The organism is Persicitalea jodogahamensis (assembly GCF_014651615.1).
In the GTDB taxonomy this organism is placed as follows: Bacteria; Bacteroidota; Bacteroidia; order Cytophagales; family Spirosomataceae; genus Persicitalea; species Persicitalea jodogahamensis.
This window is the reverse complement of sequence record NZ_BMXF01000001.1, coordinates 629,448-649,244: the sequence shown is the minus strand read 5'-3', so window position 1 is coordinate 649,244 and position 19,797 is coordinate 629,448. Positions and strand designations below refer to the sequence as shown.

General features: G+C 52.1%; 14 protein-coding genes. 6 read left to right on the top strand and 8 right to left on the bottom strand.

Annotation, left to right across the window (positions count from 1 at the left end):
- Positions 1-87 precede the first annotated feature (87 nt).
- From IE117_RS02655 to nadB, 3 genes are all read left to right on the top strand, one after another.
- The gene (locus tag IE117_RS02655) at positions 88-1,521 is read left to right on the top strand and encodes an alpha-L-fucosidase (RefSeq protein WP_189562793.1); all 1,434 of its coding nucleotides are present in this window, start codon (positions 88-90) and stop codon (positions 1,519-1,521) included.
- Positions 1,522-1,615: 94 nt separating this feature from the next.
- Positions 1,616-3,076, top strand: coding sequence for an alpha-L-fucosidase (locus IE117_RS02650; protein ID WP_189562792.1), 1,461 nt, complete (start codon positions 1,616-1,618; stop codon positions 3,074-3,076).
- Positions 3,077-3,163: 87 nt separating this feature from the next.
- Positions 3,164-4,771 (top strand): L-aspartate oxidase, encoded by a 1,608-nt coding sequence (gene nadB / locus IE117_RS02645; RefSeq protein WP_189562791.1) that lies wholly within the window; start codon positions 3,164-3,166, stop codon positions 4,769-4,771.
- A gap of 1 nt (position 4,772) precedes the next feature.
- On the opposite strand, the gene IE117_RS02640 is transcribed toward nadB, so the two are convergent.
- The 4 genes from IE117_RS02640 to IE117_RS02625 form a co-directional block, all read right to left on the bottom strand.
- Positions 4,773-5,540, bottom strand: a complete 768-nt coding sequence (locus tag IE117_RS02640) for a T9SS type A sorting domain-containing protein (RefSeq protein WP_189562790.1) — start codon at positions 5,538-5,540, stop codon at positions 4,773-4,775.
- A 670-nt stretch (positions 5,541-6,210) separates the two neighbouring features.
- Entirely contained in the window at positions 6,211-7,659 is a 1,449-nt protein-coding gene (uxaC, locus tag IE117_RS02635) for a glucuronate isomerase (protein WP_229580221.1), read from the bottom strand.
- Positions 7,660-7,729: 70 nt separating this feature from the next.
- Positions 7,730-8,923 (bottom strand): mannonate dehydratase, encoded by a 1,194-nt coding sequence (gene uxuA / locus IE117_RS02630; RefSeq protein WP_189562789.1) that lies wholly within the window; start codon positions 8,921-8,923, stop codon positions 7,730-7,732.
- Positions 8,924-9,118: 195 nt separating this feature from the next.
- Positions 9,119-9,733 (bottom strand): RNA polymerase sigma-70 factor, encoded by a 615-nt coding sequence (locus tag IE117_RS02625; protein WP_229580211.1) that lies wholly within the window; start codon positions 9,731-9,733, stop codon positions 9,119-9,121.
- A 286-nt stretch (positions 9,734-10,019) separates the two neighbouring features.
- Between IE117_RS02625 and IE117_RS02620 the strand changes: the two genes are divergently transcribed.
- Positions 10,020-11,096, top strand: coding sequence for a LacI family DNA-binding transcriptional regulator (locus tag IE117_RS02620; protein WP_189562788.1), 1,077 nt, complete (start codon positions 10,020-10,022; stop codon positions 11,094-11,096).
- Here IE117_RS02620 and IE117_RS02615 read toward each other — a convergent pair.
- On the bottom strand, positions 11,038-12,309 hold the full coding sequence (locus IE117_RS02615; RefSeq protein ID WP_189562787.1) for a DUF349 domain-containing protein: 1,272 nt from the start codon (positions 12,307-12,309) through the stop codon (positions 11,038-11,040). The two genes, IE117_RS02620 and IE117_RS02615, sit on opposite strands and share 59 nt — an antisense overlap.
- Positions 12,310-12,600: 291 nt before the next feature.
- Between IE117_RS02615 and ettA the strand changes: the two genes are divergently transcribed.
- Positions 12,601-14,268 carry an energy-dependent translational throttle protein EttA gene (gene ettA / locus IE117_RS02610; RefSeq protein WP_189562786.1) on the top strand — a complete coding sequence of 556 codons (1,668 nt, stop codon included), beginning with the start codon at positions 12,601-12,603 and terminating at the stop codon, positions 14,266-14,268.
- A gap of 134 nt (positions 14,269-14,402) precedes the next feature.
- On the opposite strand, the gene IE117_RS02605 is transcribed toward ettA, so the two are convergent.
- The gene (locus IE117_RS02605) at positions 14,403-14,651 is read right to left on the bottom strand and encodes a hypothetical protein (RefSeq protein WP_189562785.1); all 249 of its coding nucleotides are present in this window, start codon (positions 14,649-14,651) and stop codon (positions 14,403-14,405) included.
- A gap of 179 nt (positions 14,652-14,830) precedes the next feature.
- Positions 14,831-16,327 carry a thioredoxin domain-containing protein gene (locus IE117_RS02600; RefSeq protein WP_189562784.1) on the bottom strand — a complete coding sequence of 499 codons (1,497 nt, stop codon included), beginning with the start codon at positions 16,325-16,327 and terminating at the stop codon, positions 14,831-14,833.
- 207 nt (positions 16,328-16,534) lie between these two features.
- On the opposite strand from IE117_RS02600, the gene IE117_RS02595 reads away from it, so the two are divergent.
- A complete protein-coding gene (locus IE117_RS02595) occupies positions 16,535-19,492 on the top strand; it encodes an FAD-binding and (Fe-S)-binding domain-containing protein (RefSeq protein WP_189562783.1) in 2,958 nt (985 codons plus the stop codon).
- Here the strand turns inward: IE117_RS02595 and IE117_RS02590 are convergent, their stop codons facing one another.
- Positions 19,493-19,726, bottom strand: a complete 234-nt coding sequence (locus IE117_RS02590) for a hypothetical protein (RefSeq protein WP_189562782.1) — start codon at positions 19,724-19,726, stop codon at positions 19,493-19,495.
- Positions 19,727-19,797: the final 71 nt, after the last annotated feature.

The following is a 19,797-nucleotide window of genomic DNA, read 5'->3' as shown; positions in this document are numbered from 1 at the left end:
TTGGCATTTTCTTAATAACATTGAGTTTCTTTTATTAAACTTTTTAAAAAAATCCCCGGCCAGTATTGCCAAAGCAAGCGTTAAATTATGAAAAAAGGACTTTTTCTACTCTGTTTAGTCTGTGTGACAGGATTGACCCAAAATATTCGGGCCCAACAACATTCCGAGCAGAGCCACTCCAAGTACATCCCTCCAACCGACGAGAAAGTTAAAGCCAAGCTGGCGCAGTGGCAGGACGTAAAGTTTGGTTTGCTCATGCATTGGGGTACTTACAGTCAGTGGGGAATCGTGGAATCATGGTCGCTTTGCCCGGAGGATGAGGGCTGGTGCGAACGTCGAGGCCCTTATGCCGACAACTGGTACGAGTACAAAAAAGCCTACGAAAATCTGCAAACTACCTTCAATCCCACGCGCTTCAACCCCGAAAAATGGGCGACCGCGGCCAAGGGGGCGGGCATGAAGTACGTGGTTTTTACTACCAAGCACCACGACGGCTTCTGCATGTTCGACACCAGGCAGACCGATTATAAAATTACCAGCGCCAAATCGCCCTTTTCCAGCAATCCGCGCAGCAACGTCACGAAGGAAATTTTGTCAGCATTCCGGCAAGAGGGCTTCATGACGGGCACCTATTTTTCCAAGCCCGACTGGAACGTGGAGTCGTACTGGTGGCCCTACTTTCCGCCCAAAGATCGCAATACTTCCTATGACCCGAAGAAGTACCCTGAACTTTGGAAAAAATTCCAGGACTTTACTTACAATCAGATCGAGGAGCTTATGACGGGCTACGGCTCAGTGGACATTTTGTGGCTCGATGGCGGATGGGTCCGGCCTTATAGTACCATCGATCCGGATATCAGCTGGCAGAAAGCTATTCCTTACGAACAGGATATCGACATGGCGCGCATCGCCAAAATGGCCCGCAGCCATCAGCCCGGATTATTGGTAGTGGACCGTACCGTCACGGGCGAATTTGAAAACTACGTAACCCCCGAACAACAGATTCCGGATGAGTACCTGCCTATCCCGTGGGAATCGTGCATGACGATGGGTAGTTCGTGGTCGTACGTTCCAAAGGAAAACTTCAAATCGGCCCGGCAACTGGTGCATACTTTGGTCGATATCGTAGCCAAGGGAGGGAATTTGCTCCTGAATATTGCGCCCGGTCCCGACGGCGAATGGCACGATGAGGCTTACACCCGTCTGGCGGAAGTAGGCGAATGGATGGACGTCAACAGCGAATCGATCTACGAAACGCGGCCGCTGGCTCCGTATCGCCGGGGCAAATGGGCCTATACCCGGAAGGGCGAAAGTACCTACGCTACCTACCTGACCGAGGTGGGCGAATCCATGCCCGGAAAGTTAAAGCCCGATGGGTTGGCAATTCCGGACAAAGCCCAGGTGACGTTGCTGGGTAACGATAAAAAACTGGTAGTAAAGAACGGACTGATCGAAATTCCGGCAAAAACAATTCAGGCTCTTGGCCAGAAGTACGCTTACGTGTTCCGGATCGACTCCTAGGCTAGTGGCTGAGGGTGGAAACAACTACCTCAAAAATAATCTTTATATTTACCTTATTCCTACGTTAGGCCCGAATCCCAGATTAAACGATCTAATGAAAAAAACTTTAATCGTATTCCTTTTTGCCAGCCAATACCTTTGGGCACAAGTACCGCCTAAACCTTACGGTCCTACCCCATCGCCGCGCCAATTGGAATGGCATGCCGTGGAGCAATACGGCCTGATCCACTTCACACCAACTACCTTTGAGAACAAAGAATGGGGCTACGGCGACGCCGATCCTGCCATTTTCAACCCCAAAGAATTCGACGCCAATCAAATTGTGCAGGCCGCCAAGGCAGGCGGCTTGCGGGCGATTATTCTGGTAGCCAAGCACCATGATGGTTTTTGTCTGTGGCCTACGAAAACCACGGAGTACAACATCACAAAAAGCCCTTTCCGAGGCGGGAAAGGTGACTTAGTCAAAGAAGTGGCCGATGCGGCCCGTGCCAATGGCCTCAAATTCGGTGTGTACTGTTCACCCTGGGATCGCAACAACGCTGCTTACGGCACGCCTGAATACCTGGCCATTTATCGTGCCCAGTTAGAAGAGCTCTACACGAACTACGGTCCGCTCTTCATGTCATGGCACGACGGCGCCAACGGTGGCGACGGCTACTACGGCGGTGCCAGAGAAAAACGTTCCATCGACAACACGACCTACTACCAGTGGGACTCCACCTGGACCAACCTTACCCGAAAGTTACAGCCGAGCGCCAACATTTTCAGCGACATAGGCTGGGACGTGCGCTGGGTAGGCAACGAGAAGGGAATTGCCGCCGAGACGCATTGGGCTACCTTCACTCCCCAACCCCCTAAGGGCGTTAACGAAGCCGTACCCGGCCAGGCCAACTACGAAGACAGCCCCACCGGAATGCGCGACGGCAAGTTCTGGATTCCGGCCGAATGTGACGTGCCACTGCGCAAGGGCTGGTTTTATCACCCGGATCAACAACCGAAGTCGCCCGATGAGCTTTTTGATCTGTACTTAAAAAGCGTCGGACGCGGTGCAGCCCTGGACCTGGGCCTGGCCCCCGACACGCGTGGCCTGCTCAGCGACGCCGACGTGGCATCGCTGAAAACCTTCGGCGAGCGGCTACAAAAGACTTACGCCCAAAATCTGGCCCGGGCGGCCTACATCCGCGCCATTAACGTGCGGGGCTATAATTCGATATATGGTACCAAAAATCTGGTGGACAACAACCCCGACAGCTACTGGACGACGGACGATGATTTTAAGAAATCCAGCATGAACTTGGAGTTTTCGCAACCCACTACGTTCGATCTTATCAGTATTCAGGAAAGCGTCAAGTTTGGCCAGCGCGTGGAAGAGTTCGAGATCGACACCTGGGAAAACGACGACTGGAAGAAGATACACACGGGTACCAGCATCGGTGCCCGCCGTCTGATCAAATTCGATACTCCTGTGACTGCTGAAAAAATCCGCATTCGCTTTACCAAAACGCCCGAGGTGGTAGTTTTGAGTGAGCTGGGCGTTTACAAAGTAGCGGACTGACTTCTCTCTTTTACCTCCAATTCATTCAGGCGGCTGGCAGCATAGAGTCGTCTACGTGACCTTATTCATTCAATCAAAATTGGCCCTATGCCAAAATTCGATTTTCTAGTCATCGGCTCCGGCATCGCCGGGCTGAGTTATGCCGCCAAACTGGCGCGCCATTTTGAGGGGAAAGAAAAAGTTTCCATCGCCGTCATCACCAAGGTGCAGGCCGACGAAACCAATACCAAATACGCGCAGGGCGGCATCGCAGCCGTGTGGGCCGAATCCGATTCTTTCGAGAAGCATATCGGCGATACGATGGACGCGGGCGATGGCATCAACAAGCGTGAAATTGTAGAAATCGTGGTGGAGGAAGGCCCCGACCGCATTCAGGAGCTGATCGACTACGGTACCCGGTTCGACAAGGAAGAGGACGGCGACTATGACCTGGCCAAAGAAGGCGGCCACTCCGACCACCGTATTCTGCACTTCAAGGATATTACCGGAGCCGAAATCGAACGGGCTTTGCTGAGCGAAGTACGACGGCACAAAAACATCGAGATTTTTACGCACTACTATGCCGTCGAGTTCCTCACCCAGCACCATCTGGGCGAAACGGTCTACCGGTACCGCGAAGACATCAAGTGCTTTGGCGCTTATGTTCTGAATTTGGAAACAAGTCGGGTAGAGAAATTTCTGGCTAAAACTACCTTGGTTGCCACGGGTGGTGTTGGGAATATCTACCAAAGTACCACCAACCCCACGATTGCGACGGGTGACGGCATTGCGATGGCCTACCGCTCCAAAGGCATTTGCGACAACATGGAGTTCATCCAATTCCACCCTACCAGTCTTTTTCAGCCGGGCAAAAAACCCTCTTTCCTGATTTCGGAGGCAGTCCGGGGGTTTGGCGGCATTCTGAAACACGCCGACGGCAGTACTTTCATGGACAAGTACGATGAACGCCTGTCGCTCGCGCCGCGCGACATCGTGGCCCGGGCCATCGACTCAGAGATGAAGACTCACGGGGTGGAGCACGTCTATCTGGACGTGCGGCATCTGGACTACGAAGAATTCTTAAAGCATTTTCCCAACATCAATCAGTACTGCCTCAACATTGGCATCGATGTCCGGAAAGACATGATTCCTGTCGTACCGGCGCAACACTATATGTGCGGAGGCATCAAGACAAATGAATGGGGGCAGACCAATATTCAGTTCCTATACGCTGTAGGCGAATGTTCTGCTACGGGGCTGCACGGAGCCAACCGTTTGGCCTCCAATTCATTGTTAGAGGCGGCAGTATTTGGCCATCGGGCCTACCTGAGTACGATTGAATATTACGAAAAAGCCGTCATTCCCGAAGGTATTCCCGAGTGGGACGACTCCGGCACGTCGCATCCCGAAGAACAGGTACTGGTGACGGAAATGACGCGCGAGCTGAATAGTATCATGTCCAACTACGTGGGCATCGTCCGTACCAACCGCCGGATGAAGCGCGCCTACGACCGCCTGCAGCTTCTGCACGAAGAACACGAACAACTGTATCGCGAGTCGAAGGTATCCGTGGCGATCTGCGAACTGCGAAACATGATTACGGTATCCTACCTGATTATCAAGATGGCTATGGCCCGGCGCGAGAATGTAGGACTACACTATAACCTGGACAACATCAAGCCGGAAAAACTGGAACCTGTGCTTCCCCTGGCGTAGGTCAATGCACCAGCACTTTGGTGTGTTTTCGCAAACCATCCTGATCAAGCGAAAGAAAGTACATACCCGGCGCCAGCCTGACCGCCGGGATCAATTCCGTGTAGCCATCGCTGTTCTGGTTGAGGCGGAAGCTTACATCCTGCCCCATGATTGTCGTCAGCCTAAGCGCGGCAGCATCGACACCTGAGCTACGGACCCGAATCCGCTCACCGGAAGTGGGGTTGGCAGCCACCCAAAGCGTGGGTTGGCCGGGACGCACGATCACGTCCTTGACATTCGAATATTCGTAGGTATTGTCCTTATCCACCATCCGCAGGCGGTAGTAATTGTTGCCAGGCGGGGGGGTAAAATCCGTAAAAGCATACTGCCGGCGACCATCCGATTCACCCGCTGCTGCCACGCGCCCCACGTCTCCGAACTCTTTCAGATCGTTACTGCGCTGCACGATGAACTCCCGGCTGTTTTGCTCCCAGGCCGTTTCCCAGTTGAGTTCCACCTGGCTATTGATGGGATCGGCGTTGAAGTACGTAAGGTTAACGGGGTTAACGCCCTCGATGTCCTGAATCAAAAAATCGCTAAGGCGTATGATGCCCACACCACCCTGAAAGCGAAAAGAGATATCAGATAATTGAACTGGCAAAGTGGAGACGCGTGGAGTACCCGCCAGGAATCTGACCTTATCGATCCAGAAGTCCCATCTCTGAGGATTCAGACTATCAATTGTATTGTTAGGTGTACGGTAGTAATGTACCCTGGAGGTGTTGTTCATCACCCAGGTTACTAGCACAGACCCACTAAGAACATCACTGGTAGAAGAACTATTTCCCGTCTTTCTGAACTGAAACAGGTTATTGACTCCTAGGAAATTGACTGAAACCTTTGCAAAAAGACTTGTGTCGGCAGGAACCGCATTATTGCTTGGAGACAGACTCTGCCCAACGTTGAAAGTAGCAACGTTAGCCAGATTGCTAGTAGCCGAAGGTACAGTCACGCGTACTTGATAAAACATTGTCTGGGGAACGTACGGATTAAAATCTGTCGAACGAACCACTCTACCACTTCCTGAACCCGACGAACCTGTTCTTTCGAATTCCACGTACCCTTGTTGAGGCACCAAACGAAGAGTGGCACCGCCCTGAACATAAATAGTATCAAATTGGGTATTGTTCGGATCTTTTGAGGTGTAAGGGCCAGCTCCGGAAAAGTTTTGCCTTAGAAAGGTAGTTTGCGCCGTTGCCTGCCCCAACAGCAGAATAAGGCAAACTCCCAGTAACCCGCATTTTCCGTATAAATTCCTCATCACATCAAAATCGTTAAATCCGCTATCATTCAACCAATTTACAAATATAATCGATTGAATAATAGGGCAAACAAGAATAATATAAAAAGGCAGGGGCGAACACAAATGCTCGCCCCTGCCTTTTTATATATCTTTTTATTCAAAATCCGAAGTATTCCCTCGCGTTGTTGTAGCTGATGTCCTGCACCATTTTGCCCAACCAGGGGATGTCGTTAGGTAGTTCGCCGTTCTCGACATCGGTGCCGATGAGGTTGCACAGAATGCGGCGGAAGTACTCGTGCCGCGGGTACGACAGGAAGCTGCGTGAGTCGGTGAGCATTCCCACAAAACGACTGAGCAGTCCCATGTTGGAAAGCGTATTCATTTGCTTTTCCATGCCGTCCTTCTGATCCTGGTACCACCAGCCCGAGCCAAACTGGATTTTACCCGCCACGCTGCCGTCGTTGAAGTTACCTACCATCGTCGCGATCATCTCGTTGTCGCCGGAATTGAGGTTATAAAGTATTGTCTTAGCCAGTTGATCGCTCGAATCCAGCTTGTCCATGAACTTCGAGAGGGCCTGCGCCTGACTGAAATCACCAATGGAATCCCAACCCGTGTCAGGACCCAGGTTGCGCAAAGCGCGCGAGTTATTGTTGCGCAATGCCCCGAGATGAAACTGTTGCACCCAGCCCGCAGCGTGATCCATTTTGGCCAGTTCGTACAGCAGCGTGGATTTGTAGGCATTCTGCGCGTCGTTGTCAGGAACGCTGCCCGCTATGGCCTGGGAAGCCGCGTCGTAGGCCAGCTGGTCGTCGAACTGCGTGGCATATATATGTTCCAGACCGTGGTCAGAAAGGCGTCCGCCCATCCTGGCGAAAAACTCGTGACGCTTCTGCAGGGCTTCCAGCAGATCATCGTAGCTGTCGTTGCTACTCAAGCCCGCCATTTGGCAAATTTTTTCCATATAGGCCCGGTACTCCGCGGGATCGCCGATAAGCAGCATGGACTTGTCAGCCCGGAAGGTAGGCAGCACTTTGATTTCGAAGCCACTGTCCTTGATCGTTTGGTGATGTTCCAGCGTATCGGTGGGGTCGTCGGTGGTGCATACCACTTTCACGTTCATCTTCCGCAGCAGATTCCTGACGCTATATTCGGGGCTACTCAACTTGGCGGAGCATTCTTCGTAAATATCCCGCGCTGAATCAGAATTCAGGATCACGTCGATGTCAAAGTACCTCAGAAGTTCCAGGTGCGTCCAGTGGTAGAGCGGGTTGCGCATCGTATAGGGAACCGTCGCCGCCCATTGCTCAAACTTCTCCCAGTCGGAAGCATCACCCGTGCAGAATCGCTCATTGATTCCATTGGATCGCATGGCCCGCCATTTGTAGTGGTCGCCATACAGCCAGGCCTGGGTCAGGTTCTCAAATATTTTATCCTCTGCGATCTGGTCGGGCGGCAGGTGGCAGTGGTAATCGATGATAGGCATTTCCTTGGCGTAGTCGTGGTAAAGCCGCCGGGCGGTTTCGGTCCGCAGCAGGAAATCTTCGTTGATAAAAGTCTTTTTTGCCTTGTGTTTCAGTACGGTCATAGGTGATTTAATTTTCATTGGTAAATAATAAAATGACAGGGCAGAATAGAGACCTCACCCCACCATTTTATGATTCAGAATTCTGTCATTATATAATGGACGAACGCTCAATACCCATCTCCAAGCCCCTTAGCTCCGCCAGTCCGCGCAGTCTGCCAATGGCTGTGTAACCGGGATTGGTACGCTTGGCGGCGGTGAGGTCGTCGAGCATGCGGTGGCCGTGGTCGGGGCGGAACGGCAGTCGCAGATCAGCACGGCCTGCATCTTTTCTTTTCTTCTGTTCTTTCAGCAGCGCTTTCATTACCCCGTACATGTCCACGTCGCCGGCAAGGTGATCGGCTTCCTGAAAACTACCATCGCCCTCGCGCTGCGTGGCCCGCAGGTGGATAAAATGAATCCGATTCCCCAGCCTTTCCACCATGCCTACCAAGTCGTTGTCGGCCCGCACGCCGTAGGACCCCGTACAGAAACACAGACCATTGGCCATCACCTCGCAGCTTTCCAGCAGCGCTACGGCATCCTTTTCGGTACTCACCACACGAGGCAAGCCCAGAATTGGGTAAGGCGGGTCATCGGGATGGATAGACAGCCGAATGCCCGACTCCTGCGCGACAGGGGCTATCTCATTGATGAATTGGTACAGATGTTTCCTCAACTCTGCATCACCGATGGCATCATAGGTCGCCAGTACATCCCGGAATTCTTCAATGGTAAAACTTTCTTCCGAACCGGGAAGCCCGGCGATAACGTTGCGGGTCAGGCGGTGGATGCTTTCCTCATCGGCCTGGTCCAGCCATGCCTTCGCCTTTCTTTGCTGCTCTTCAGTATAGGAAGCCAACGCATTTTTTCTTGCCAGGATATGAAGTTCAAAGGCAGCGAATTGCGTAGCGTCGAAGCGCAACCCGGTAGAGCCATCAGGCATCGGGGCATCCAGATCGGTGCGAGTCCAGTCCAGAACGGGCATGAAGTTGTAGCAAACAGTGTCGATCCCGCTTTCGCCCAAATTATGGATGGACTCCTTGTAGTTATCTATGTATTGCTTGAAATTGCCGGTGCGCGTCTTGATTGCCTCATGAACGGGGATGCTTTCCACCACCGACCACACCAGCCCCTGAGCTTCAATGGCGGCCTTTCGCTTTTTGATTTCTGCTGCACTCCATACTTCGCCATTGGGAATATGATGCAGGGCTGTGACAACACCGGTGGCACCTGCCTGTCGCACATCTGCTAATGAAACAGGGTCATTTGGCCCAAACCAGCGCCAAGTTTGTTCGAGAGACATCTTTCTAGTAGTAAATTGTTGTTTTTTAGGCCGAAAGTTAACGGTTAAAGGTGAATGGGGCGCGGTCTTTACTCATACATGTATCCTTATGAGGGACAAAATGATGTATCGGGAACGGATTAATTACAATCCACCGCTCACAACCTGGAAGATTTTCAGCCTCTTACCGAAAACTCATTGAAAGCAAATCCACTGCTAAGCCACCAGCCTGTTCTCAGGCACTCTTTCCCGCAACACCTTCAGAGCGCGGCCCATTTGGGTTTCTACAGTTTTGATCGATATTTTGAGTTGTTCAGCGATTTCGCGATAGCGGAGCCCTTCCTCACGGCTGAGGCGAAAGATAATCTGACACTGGCGCGGAAGGTCGCGGATGTGGCCCTCCACCCGATCATAAAACTCGTTAAAAACCATTTCATCGGCCGGAGAGTAATGATCGGCATAGGCAGGGTTCCACTGAATACTTTCCAGCGGCTCTCGTTCGTACACGCGGTGCAGTTTCAGTTTCAGGTAGTCGAGCGACTGGTTGCGAACAGCCCGGTATATGTACGCCTCGAAAGAGGTGTGTACTTCGATCTGGTCACGATTTTTCCATAGCTTGATAAATACATCGGCTACCACCTCTTCGGCAACTTCACGCCCCACCACTACGCGCATGGCATAGGTGCAGAGGGAGTAATAATAGCGGGTAAACAGCTCGCGGTAGGCAACGTAGTCACCTTCCTGCACCACCTTCCTGAACAGCATTTCCATTTGGCTCGGGCAGAGGGAAGGCTGACTGGTCGTCTTCTTAAGTAGAATCGTGTTCATCATCCGGTAATGATTAGGAATAGAATTTTTTTGTGAAATAGGTAATTGCTTGAAATTGCACGATTGCTTGATTTCGTTGAAAGATTACGCATAGGCTCGTTGATTCACAAAATTCTATCTTGAAAAAGGGCAACAATTTTACGCAACCGTTCCCGGTACCGTTCCCGAAACTTCGACATTTTCCGGGAATTGTTGTTTTTATGCTACTTTGCAGAAAATAATTTCGCTAAAAAAAAGCGATTTCAGGTTAGGTCAATTGCACTTTTCAAGGTAATCGCTTTCATAAATTATGGGAAAAACTTCGATCACCATTAAGGAAATTGCGCGCCAACTGGGAATTTCCAAATCCACGGTTTCAAGGGCTCTCCGCGATAGTTCTGAGATAAGCGGAGCCACTAAGGAACGGGTCATAGAACTGGCACGGAAGCTCAACTACTCGCCTAACCCTATCGCACTCAGCCTCTTAAAGAATCAGACCCACACCATCGGTATCATTGTTCCGGACATCGACAATCCTTTTTTTTCCACGGCTATCAGCGGTGTGGAGGACGTGGCTTACAGTCGCGGGTACCATGTGATGATCTACCAGAGTCACGAGTCCTACGAACGCGAGATGGCCGATGTCCGGCACATCGCCGACCGTCGTGCCGACGGCCTGATCGTTTCGGTAGCAAGCCGGTCATTGCATCACCAGCATTTCGCCGACTTACAGGAAGGGGGTATCCCCATCGTATTTTTCGACCGGGCCAGCAATGAGGTTCAGACCCACAAGGTATTGGTTGACGACTACACGAGTTCCTTTGCCGGAACCGAGCATCTGATCGAGCAGGGCTGCCGCAAAATTGCTCATGTTTCGGGCCCAATGAGCCTGGCCATCAGCAGGAATCGATGCAACGGCTACCGGGATGCGTTGCGCAAACACAAACTACCCCAACGGGATGAGTGGGTGCTGGAGGCAGAGTATAATCAGGCGGGGGGCACCGAACGCGCCTACCAGCTCATGGCCCTCCGCGAACGACCCGACGGTATTTTTGCCGCCAGTGACCGCATTGCCATTGGAGTTCACTGGGCATTGCGGCAGCTCGGATACCGGATGCCCGATGATGTGGCGCTGCTGGGCTTTTCAGATCTGGGGGTGTCAAGCTTGCTCGACCCGCCGCTAAGCTCGATAGCCCAACCCTCTTTCGAGATGGGACGCCAGTCCGCGGAGTTGCTGCTGGAGCTCATCGAAAACAAAAGTACCCCGGTCACTTACGAGACCAGGGTACTGAAAACACATTTGCAAGTGCGGGGATCGAGCTTGAAAATCAACGCTCCAGTCGTTCAAGCTTCCGCTGAAATTCCCGAAGAATCTTATCCTTCATAGCTACCTTTCGTTTTTGTATGTTGAGCCGCCCGCGCAGGCGCTTGTCCTGCTCTTCGTCTCCGGTCAGGCTGCGCTCTACATCGAGCGTCGCCATATCCAGGTCGCTTTTTTCCCGGCTCACGAGCCATTCCATCTCCCGGATTTGGGCACGAAGCTGCTCTTCTTCGCTCTTGAGTTCAAAAGCCGGGTACTTACGGCTGATCACGCGGGCCAGGTAGCTCAGCTCGAATATTTTGTCGCAGGTCGAGCGGAAGCGGTCGCTCAACTCACGATCCGACTGCCGGAAAGGTATCCTGATTTCCTTCCACTTGCTGAGAAGTACCTTGGCTTTCTCAGATGCCGTCACGATGTTGTCGTTTTTCAGGGCGTCCTCAGCCTCGGCCAGAAGCTTCCGCTGCTGTGTGATCCGCGGATCTTCGCGATTCTCCGGCTGAATACCTTTCGCTTGGTTGTATTTGTCGTAAAAGAGCTTGAAAAAATGGCGGTAGGCCTTGTTGATCTTGAAAAATTTCTTGGGGGGTAGTTCGCCCAGAGCGTTCCAATCTCGCCGAATATCTCGGGCCTGTTTGTAGGCTTCGTCCAAATCCTTACTCCACGACAGTTGTTTCACCCGCTTGATGAGCTTCTCGTACTCGTCCACCTTGGCTTGCACAATCTTATTCTGCTCGGCAAAGTATTCGCGGCGACGATGAAAAAAGTCATCCAGGATGTCCTGAAATTGTTTGTCTACATCCTCCTGAAACTCATTGTCCACAGGACCTGTCCTGATCCATTTGTCTTTTACCACCTGCACGGCATCGGTGGCTGTCGGCCAGTCCTCGATTGAGGCTGCCTCTCTGGCGTCTTCGATCAGTGCCCGCTTTATTTCCAGATTCTTGGTTTGATTGACCAGGATCAGCCCCGTGAGATAATCTTCGGCCTTATCCAGTCTGTCGAGCAGGGGAATGAAGTCGCCAATCGCATCAAAACCAATCAGTTTCCGGCGGAGTTGGGTCAGTTTAGTGAGGTAAGACCCCTTATTCTGGGCTTCTTCGATGTCCTTTTCCAGGGTGTCCACTTTGCCTTTGGCAATGGTGAATCGATTTTTGAAATAATCGATCGCCTCCTGTTCTGTACTTTTCACCTCGCCAATCTGACGGTCGGGATTCCCGAGGTAACCTTTCAAAAATACTTTGCCATCCTTTACGTAGCCGTATTCTTCCTTTTCTTCCATGACTTTACTTTTTATCTATCTGCTTAATTGGTGGGTTTAGTTATTCAGGAAACCCATTTGATGCCGAAATCTCCTCTATATTTCAATAAGTACATTAAATCAGCGCTTTCCGAAGGTTTTAGACAAAACAGAAAAATAGCAGCCTGAAACTCAAAACCTAATTTAGAATACCTATCCAATCAAATTACTGAATATAAGATTTTTAATTCCCCTTGATATCCGTAATCCACAATCCGGCGTCCATGTATGGGCTTAATTACCGATATTTGCCAAGTACAAATTAACTAAAAAATGGCCAACGAATCCATAATTTTCTCGATGTCGGGTGTCAGCAAGATCATTCCACCCAACCGTCACATCCTCAAAAATATTTACCTGTCTTTCTTCTACGGGGCCAAAATCGGCGTCCTGGGCCTGAACGGTTCCGGTAAATCCACGCTGTTGCGCATCATTGCGGGCCTCGACAAGAGCATTCAGGGCGAGGTTGTTTTCTCACCTGGCTTTACGGCTGGCATGCTCGAACAGGAACCTCAGCTTGATCCCACAAAAACCGTGCGGGAAGTGGTGGAGGAAGGCGTGCAGGAGATTGTAGACCTTCTCAAAGAGTTCGACCAGATCAACGAAGCCTTCGGTGATGCCGACGCCGATTTTGACAAGCTGCTCGAGCGCCAGGGCGAGGTGCAGGAAAAACTCGACCACGCCGACGCCTGGAATCTCGACAACCGCCTGGAAGTGGCGATGGACGCCCTGCGCTGCCCCCCGTCCGATCAGTCGGTCGCTAATCTGTCGGGAGGGGAAAAACGCCGCGTGGCCCTGTGCCGCCTGTTACTGCAGCAGCCCGACGTACTGCTCCTCGACGAACCGACCAACCACCTCGACGCCGAAAGCGTACTATGGCTGGAAGAACACCTGCGGCAGTACAAAGGCACGGTCATTGCCGTAACCCACGACCGCTACTTCCTCGACAACGTGGCTGGCTGGATTCTGGAACTCGACCGCGGCGAAGGCATTCCGTGGAAAGGAAACTACACCTCCTGGCTGGAACAAAAGCAGGAACGACTGGCAAAAGAGGAAAAACAGGAATCGAAGCGCCAGAAGACACTACAGCGCGAATTGGAGTGGGTGCGCATGGCTCCCAAGGCACGGCAGGCTAAGTCGAAGGCGCGCCTGGGTGCCTACGAAAAAATGCTCGGTGAAGACGCCAAAGAAAAGGAAAACAAGCTGGAACTCTTCATCCCGCCCGGCCCGCGCCTGGGTAACAAGGTGATCGAAGCCAGCAACATCATGATGGCTTACGGTGACAAACTACTTTATGAAGACCTGAATTTTGCCCTGCCTCCCGCCGGTATTGTGGGGATCATCGGCCCGAACGGTGCCGGAAAAACTACGCTCTTTAAGTTGATTACCGGACAGCTGGAGCCTCTGAAAGGAGGATTCGAAGTAGGTGAAACCGTGCAGTGGGCCTATGTGGATCAGGAACACGACAACCTCGATCCGGACAAGACAGTGTACCAAACCATCTCGGAAGGCAATGAATGGGTAATGCTGGGCGGAAAACAAGTCAATGCGCGTGCTTACGTAAGCAAGTTTAACTTCGCGGGCTCAGATCAGGAAAAGAAAGTCGGTAACCTGTCGGGCGGCGAGCGCAACCGCGTTCACCTGGCTATGACACTGAAAGAAGGCGGCAACCTGCTCCTCCTCGACGAACCCACCAACGACCTGGACGTGAACACGCTCCGAGCCCTGGAAGAGGGCCTCGAGAACTTCGCGGGCTGCGCCGTGGTCATCACCCACGACCGCTGGTTCCTCGACCGCGTCGCGACCCACATCCTGGCCTTCGAGGGTGACTCGCAAGCCTACTGGTTCGAGGGAAATTTCTCGGAATATGAGGAAAACCGTAAGAAACGCCTTGGTGCAGACGCTACGCCTAAAAGAATTAAATACCGGAAGTTGGTTTAGATACAAAGGGCTGCCAATTTTTAATAAGGGTTGCCTTACTTTCTTCGGTTAAAACAAAAATGCTGCTCTGTCGAAAGATAGAGCAGCATTTTTGTTTTAATAACTCCGGCCGATCAGTATCCGTGCAGGAACAGCTAACTCAGGAAGAGGGAAGAGTACTGTTCACGAAGCCTTCTCAATTCTGTCTCCCGGTCAGATTCAGATTTGTAGAACCATGTTCTGACTATTTTATCGAAACCGTCTGCCTGCGCGCCATAAAAGTACAGTATGGAAATATTTTGGTTTTTATGATTATCGGGTGCCCGCTCAATGCGGGTAACTTTTGAAAACTCAATCGGCGGATTGACGTTTCGCAAGTTGTACATACTCTTGATTGTAAGCATAGTAATAAGAAAAAGGGGACATTGGATCATTGCGCAAACCGCACCAACGATCACATTCAATCCAGTCGCAGGCACAAGCTGAACAGCTCCCGATTTTTAATCGGGATGAGCCAGGCAGCGATACAGATGATATTATTCTTGGTTTTTGTAGAATACTACTGAGTTCGCGTAGAAAACTACTACTGCCCCACCACGCTCCGCAGTTCTTTTTTCAGCGTCGGGTTGTCAGGGAACTCCTGCGGAATCCAGCGGTTCACAAAGCGGCCGGCTTCATCGATCACCATGAAGGGAAAACGCGGCTCGACTGCATAAACGGCTTTGAATTTTTCGATTTCTTCGTCCGGAGCATAGAGATGCAGTGCGTGGGGGCGTGCTTCCACGTAATCTTTCCAGGTATGGAACGGGATGCCGGGTGTAACACTCACGTACACAAACAGGACACTATCACCTTTTGCTTCTTCCAGCAGCTTCAGCGTTGGTTCATGTTGTTTCAGGTTGAAGGCAAAGGCAACGGCCAACGGCTTACCCCGCAAACTACTGAGTGACACCATCGTACTATCTTTATTGAGCAGTGTAAACTCAGGCGCCGATTGACCTTTTTCCAGTTTTTCCTTAGCGGCGATGATTTTAGCAAAATAGTCTTTCACCTCCGAGTCGGGATAGCGCGGCCCGAAGTCACTGAACAATGCCTTGGCAGCCTGCATGGAAGGCAGCGCGGTCACTGCATAGTTGAGCCAATAAGTAAGTAGGTACTCTTGCTGTTTGGGATAATTTTGCAGTTTTTCGATGCTGCGCTGGTACACATCCTGTACAGCTTCAGCACTCAGCATAAACTGAGTGCTAACCTCCTGCGGGTACTTCTCGGTACTGGGAATCAGAATCCAGTTGCGCAGTTCGTTGCGATAAGCCAAACTAAACAAAGCTTCATCCGGGTATAACTTAAAGTTATCCATCGTGATGGTATTCAACTCTTTCCGCTGTTCGGGCGTCAGTTTCACGGGCGTATTCTTGCGCATCTGGCGATCACGGACGACGATGCGCATCAGGTACGGCTCCACGTGGGTGGTGGCCCGCACATAGTTGTCGAAAGTACTGTCCACCGGGTGCGCCGCTTTGAAAGTTTCGTACTGCGCCAGGCGAAGTTGCGCCAGGCTATCGCTCTGCGTAACTATGGCATCATTGTCTATTTTCTTAGGATTAAAGCGAAAGGCGGGCAGGTACTGGTAGTGGTTTTCCAGAAAATAGTTTTGCAAAAATTCCTGATAAGCCACATTCTTTCCCTCAAATGTGAGTTCATTACCGGGATTCACCGTGATGGTCAGGTTTTCGTCCGGCACGATATAAAGCAACTGAGTACGGCTCTGGCGGCGCATTTCGGCGGGCGACAGGTCGTTGGTAGGCCGCTTGGAAGCAATCGTCATTCTAACCAGTAATGGCTTGTCCACCGGGAAAGTCGTCGAGCCGTCTTTCTGAATACTCAGATCAAACACGTCGATGGTTTCATACTCGGTTTCGGCCAGGCCCACGCCCAGGGTTTCATGAAAACGAACGCGCTCGAGCGTAAGGGAATACACATAGTCGACCTCAGTGGGCGACGCAATGTTGATGCGGGCGGAACTCTGAGCCATTCCGCTGATAACCAGCATCGTAAATATAATTGTTGAGACGGCTTTCATACACTTTTTCTGGACACTCGGGTCGCAACGGTTTTTATATAAAACAGGCGAAGTTACGGGTCTTTGTATCAAAACCAAAAGCATGCCGTAGCCGCTGCGCCGAGCCTGGAAGTTGTTGAGTAATGGCAATATAACGGAAAAATACTTCCGGCAAGTTCGCGCTGCCGTTTGGTTACGTTAATTTAGCGTTCCATTTTCACCGACCGCATGAACCGCCCCACTCTTCTTCAATTCAACGCACTACGCTCCGAACTTTCTGGAGAACTCTATTTCGACAACTCCACCCTCCACGCAGCGCAGCGGCGGCTATACGCCACAGATGCCTCGGTGTATCAGGAGTTGCCGCTGGCCGTGGCCCTGCCGCGCCACGAGGCAGACATCAGGCAACTCATTGCTTTTGCCAATCAGCACAGACTTACGCTCATACCGCGCGCCGCGGGTACTTCGCTGGCCGGACAGGTGGTGGGGCAGGGTTTGGTGGTAGACATTTCAAAATATTTTAACAAAATTCTGGAAATCAATGCTGAGGAAAAATGGGTGCGGGTGCAGCCGGGCGTCATCCGTGACGACCTGAACAAGTACCTGGCACCGCACGGATTGCTTTTTGGCCCCGAAACCTCCACGGCCAACCGCGCCATGATCGGCGGCATGATCGGTAACAATTCCTGCGGACTGCATTCGCTGATCTGGGGAACTACCCGCGACCATCTACTGGAAGTGAAAACACTACTCTCAGATGGATCGGAAGCAGTGTTTTCCTCAACCAGTCAAAATGATTTTTTGCAAAAATTGACTGGCCAAACTGCTCCCAGCAAACGCGAACAGGCGATTTACGCCGGAATGTGGGGGATCATTTCCAACCCCGTCGATCAGGAATTGATTGAAAAAAACTTCGCTAAAAAATCCGTAACGCGGCGAAATTCGGGCTACGCGCTCGATAGTTTGACGGAAGGTGACCACATCAACCTCGCCCGGCTCATCGCCGGGTCAGAAGGAACGCTCTGTTTCATCACCGAAGCCAAAATTGGCCTGGTGGATTTACCGCCCGCCGCCGTGGGTGTGGTTTGCGTTCACACGACTTCACTGGGCGAGGCGCTTCACGCCAACCGCGTGGCCATGCGCCATGCGCCCAGGGCGTCGGAACTGGTGGATAAGTACATCATGGATTTCACCAGGGAACACCATGAGTACTCCAAAAACCGATTTTTTCTGGAAGGGGACCCCGCCGCCCTGTTGCTGGTGGAGTTCTGGGGCGACGCAGAGGAGGAAGTACGTAAACTCGCAGCGGATTTCGTCGCCGACCTGGAACTGGAAAACCTGGGCTACGCCTACCCGCTGCTCTTCGGAGCCGACGCCATCAAGGCCTGGGACATTCGTAAGGCAGGATTGGGGCTGATCCGTAACTTACCCGGTGATACGCAGCCGGTGAACCTGATCGAGGACTGCGCCGTGGCCGTAGAAGACCTGCCCGACTACATCGCCGACCTGGAAAAACTCCTGACCCGGCATGGCCTGCACGCCTCATACTATGCCCATGCCGGTGCGGGCGAGCTGCATGTGGAGCCGATGATCAACCTGAAAACCAGCGAGGGAAAACGCCTGTTCCGGGAAGTACTGGCCGAAACTGCCGTACTGGTAAAGAAGTACCGGGGCGCGCTCTCAGGCGAACACGGCGACGGGCGCCTGCGCGGCGAGTTCATCCCGTTTATGATGGGGCAGGAAGTATACGAGCTTTTCCGGCAGGTGAAGCGGATCTGGGATCCGAATGGCATTTTCAACGCCAACAAGATCGTAGACACACCCCCTATGAACGAGTCGCTTCGCTACGTGGCCGACGCTCCACCGCCCGCCATCGGGACCATTTTTGACTTTACACGAGAAGAAGGCATTCTGCGCCTGACCGAAAAATGCAGCGGCTCCGGCGATTGCCGGAAAACCGAACTGACAGGCGGCACGATGTGCCCCAGCTACATGGCCACCCGTCGCGAGCGCGACACGACCCGCGCCCGCGCCAATATTCTGCGGCAGTATTACTCCAAAACGTCATTTTCAGAAAACAAAGAAGGAACGACCAGTCCCGCAATGGTAAAGGAAGTGCTTGATTTGTGTCTTTCGTGCAAGGGCTGTAAAGCAGAGTGCCCGTCGAGCGTGGACGTAGGCAAGATGAAGGCGGAATTTACCCAGCAATATCACGATACACACGGTGTGCCGTTCCGGTCGCGGCTGGTGGCGGATTTCACCAAGCGCATGAAACAGGCTGCTCTCGTTCCTTGGGTGTACAATAAAATTTTCAGCACGCCCGCTTTGCGCCGCGCAGCGAACAAAGCCGTCGGCTTCCACCCTGAACGAACGATGCCGCTGCTGGGCAAGCAGACTTTTCGGAAATGGTTTGGGAAAAGAAAGGGCCGGGAAAAGAGCGAACTCGCAAAAAATGGGACCGTCTACCTCTTCTGCGATGAATTCACAGACTACAACGACGCGGAAGTCGGGCAAAAAATGGTTTGCCTCTTGGAGGGGCTGGGGTACGAAGTGTTACTTCCGAAACATACTGAGTCGGGCCGTACTTTTTTATCCAAAGGATTGGTGAAAGAAGCACAGCAAATCGCCAACCAGAACGTCCGGTTGTTGCACAACCTGATTACCGACCAAACCCCGCTCCTTGGTATCGAGCCGTCGGCTATTCTGACATTTCGCGACGAGTACCCCGATCTGGTTACGCCCGAACTTCGGACTCCGGCAAAAAATCTGGCCAAAAATGCGCTGCTCTTCGAGGAATTCATGGCCCGCGAAATCGAAAAGAAAAACATTGCCAGTTCGCAGTTTTCAACCGGGGAAAAGCTCATCAAGCTTCATGGGCACTGTCACCAAAAAGCGCTTTCATCGCTGTCGGTGGCGAAGCAGGTACTTTCGCTGCCGCTCAACTATAAGGTGCAACTTATCCCCAGCGGCTGCTGCGGCATGGCGGGTAGTTTTGGATACGAGGAGGAACATTATGACCTCTCGATGCAGATCGGCGAACTGGTACTTTTCCCTACGATCCGGCAGCAGCCCGAGGCGGTAATCATCGCCGCGCCCGGCACGAGTTGCCGGCACCAGATAAAAGACGGAACCGGACGCAGCAGCCTGCATCCGGTTGAAATTCTGTGGGAAGCACTTTTAAAATAATTATCGCTGCATGTCGGTCGCCAGAGTATCACTCATGCGGTCGCCGGCCACCGTATCGGATAATACCTGGCTGGATGGGGTGTCGCTTTTCGGCACCGCATCACCATCATGCCTGAGAAAGCTGTATACAAAGGCAAGGATCGACAGCACGATGCCTATGCCTATGATCCAGTATAGCACATTGCCAATTTTTTTAGTTTCGCGGGCTTCGTGGTCGGTTTCTTTTCTGTCCATGAGGATTGGTTTTATTAGTGTTCGTAAAGGGTACAATTTCCGTTCCAAAGGTAATACGTAGGGACTGGATT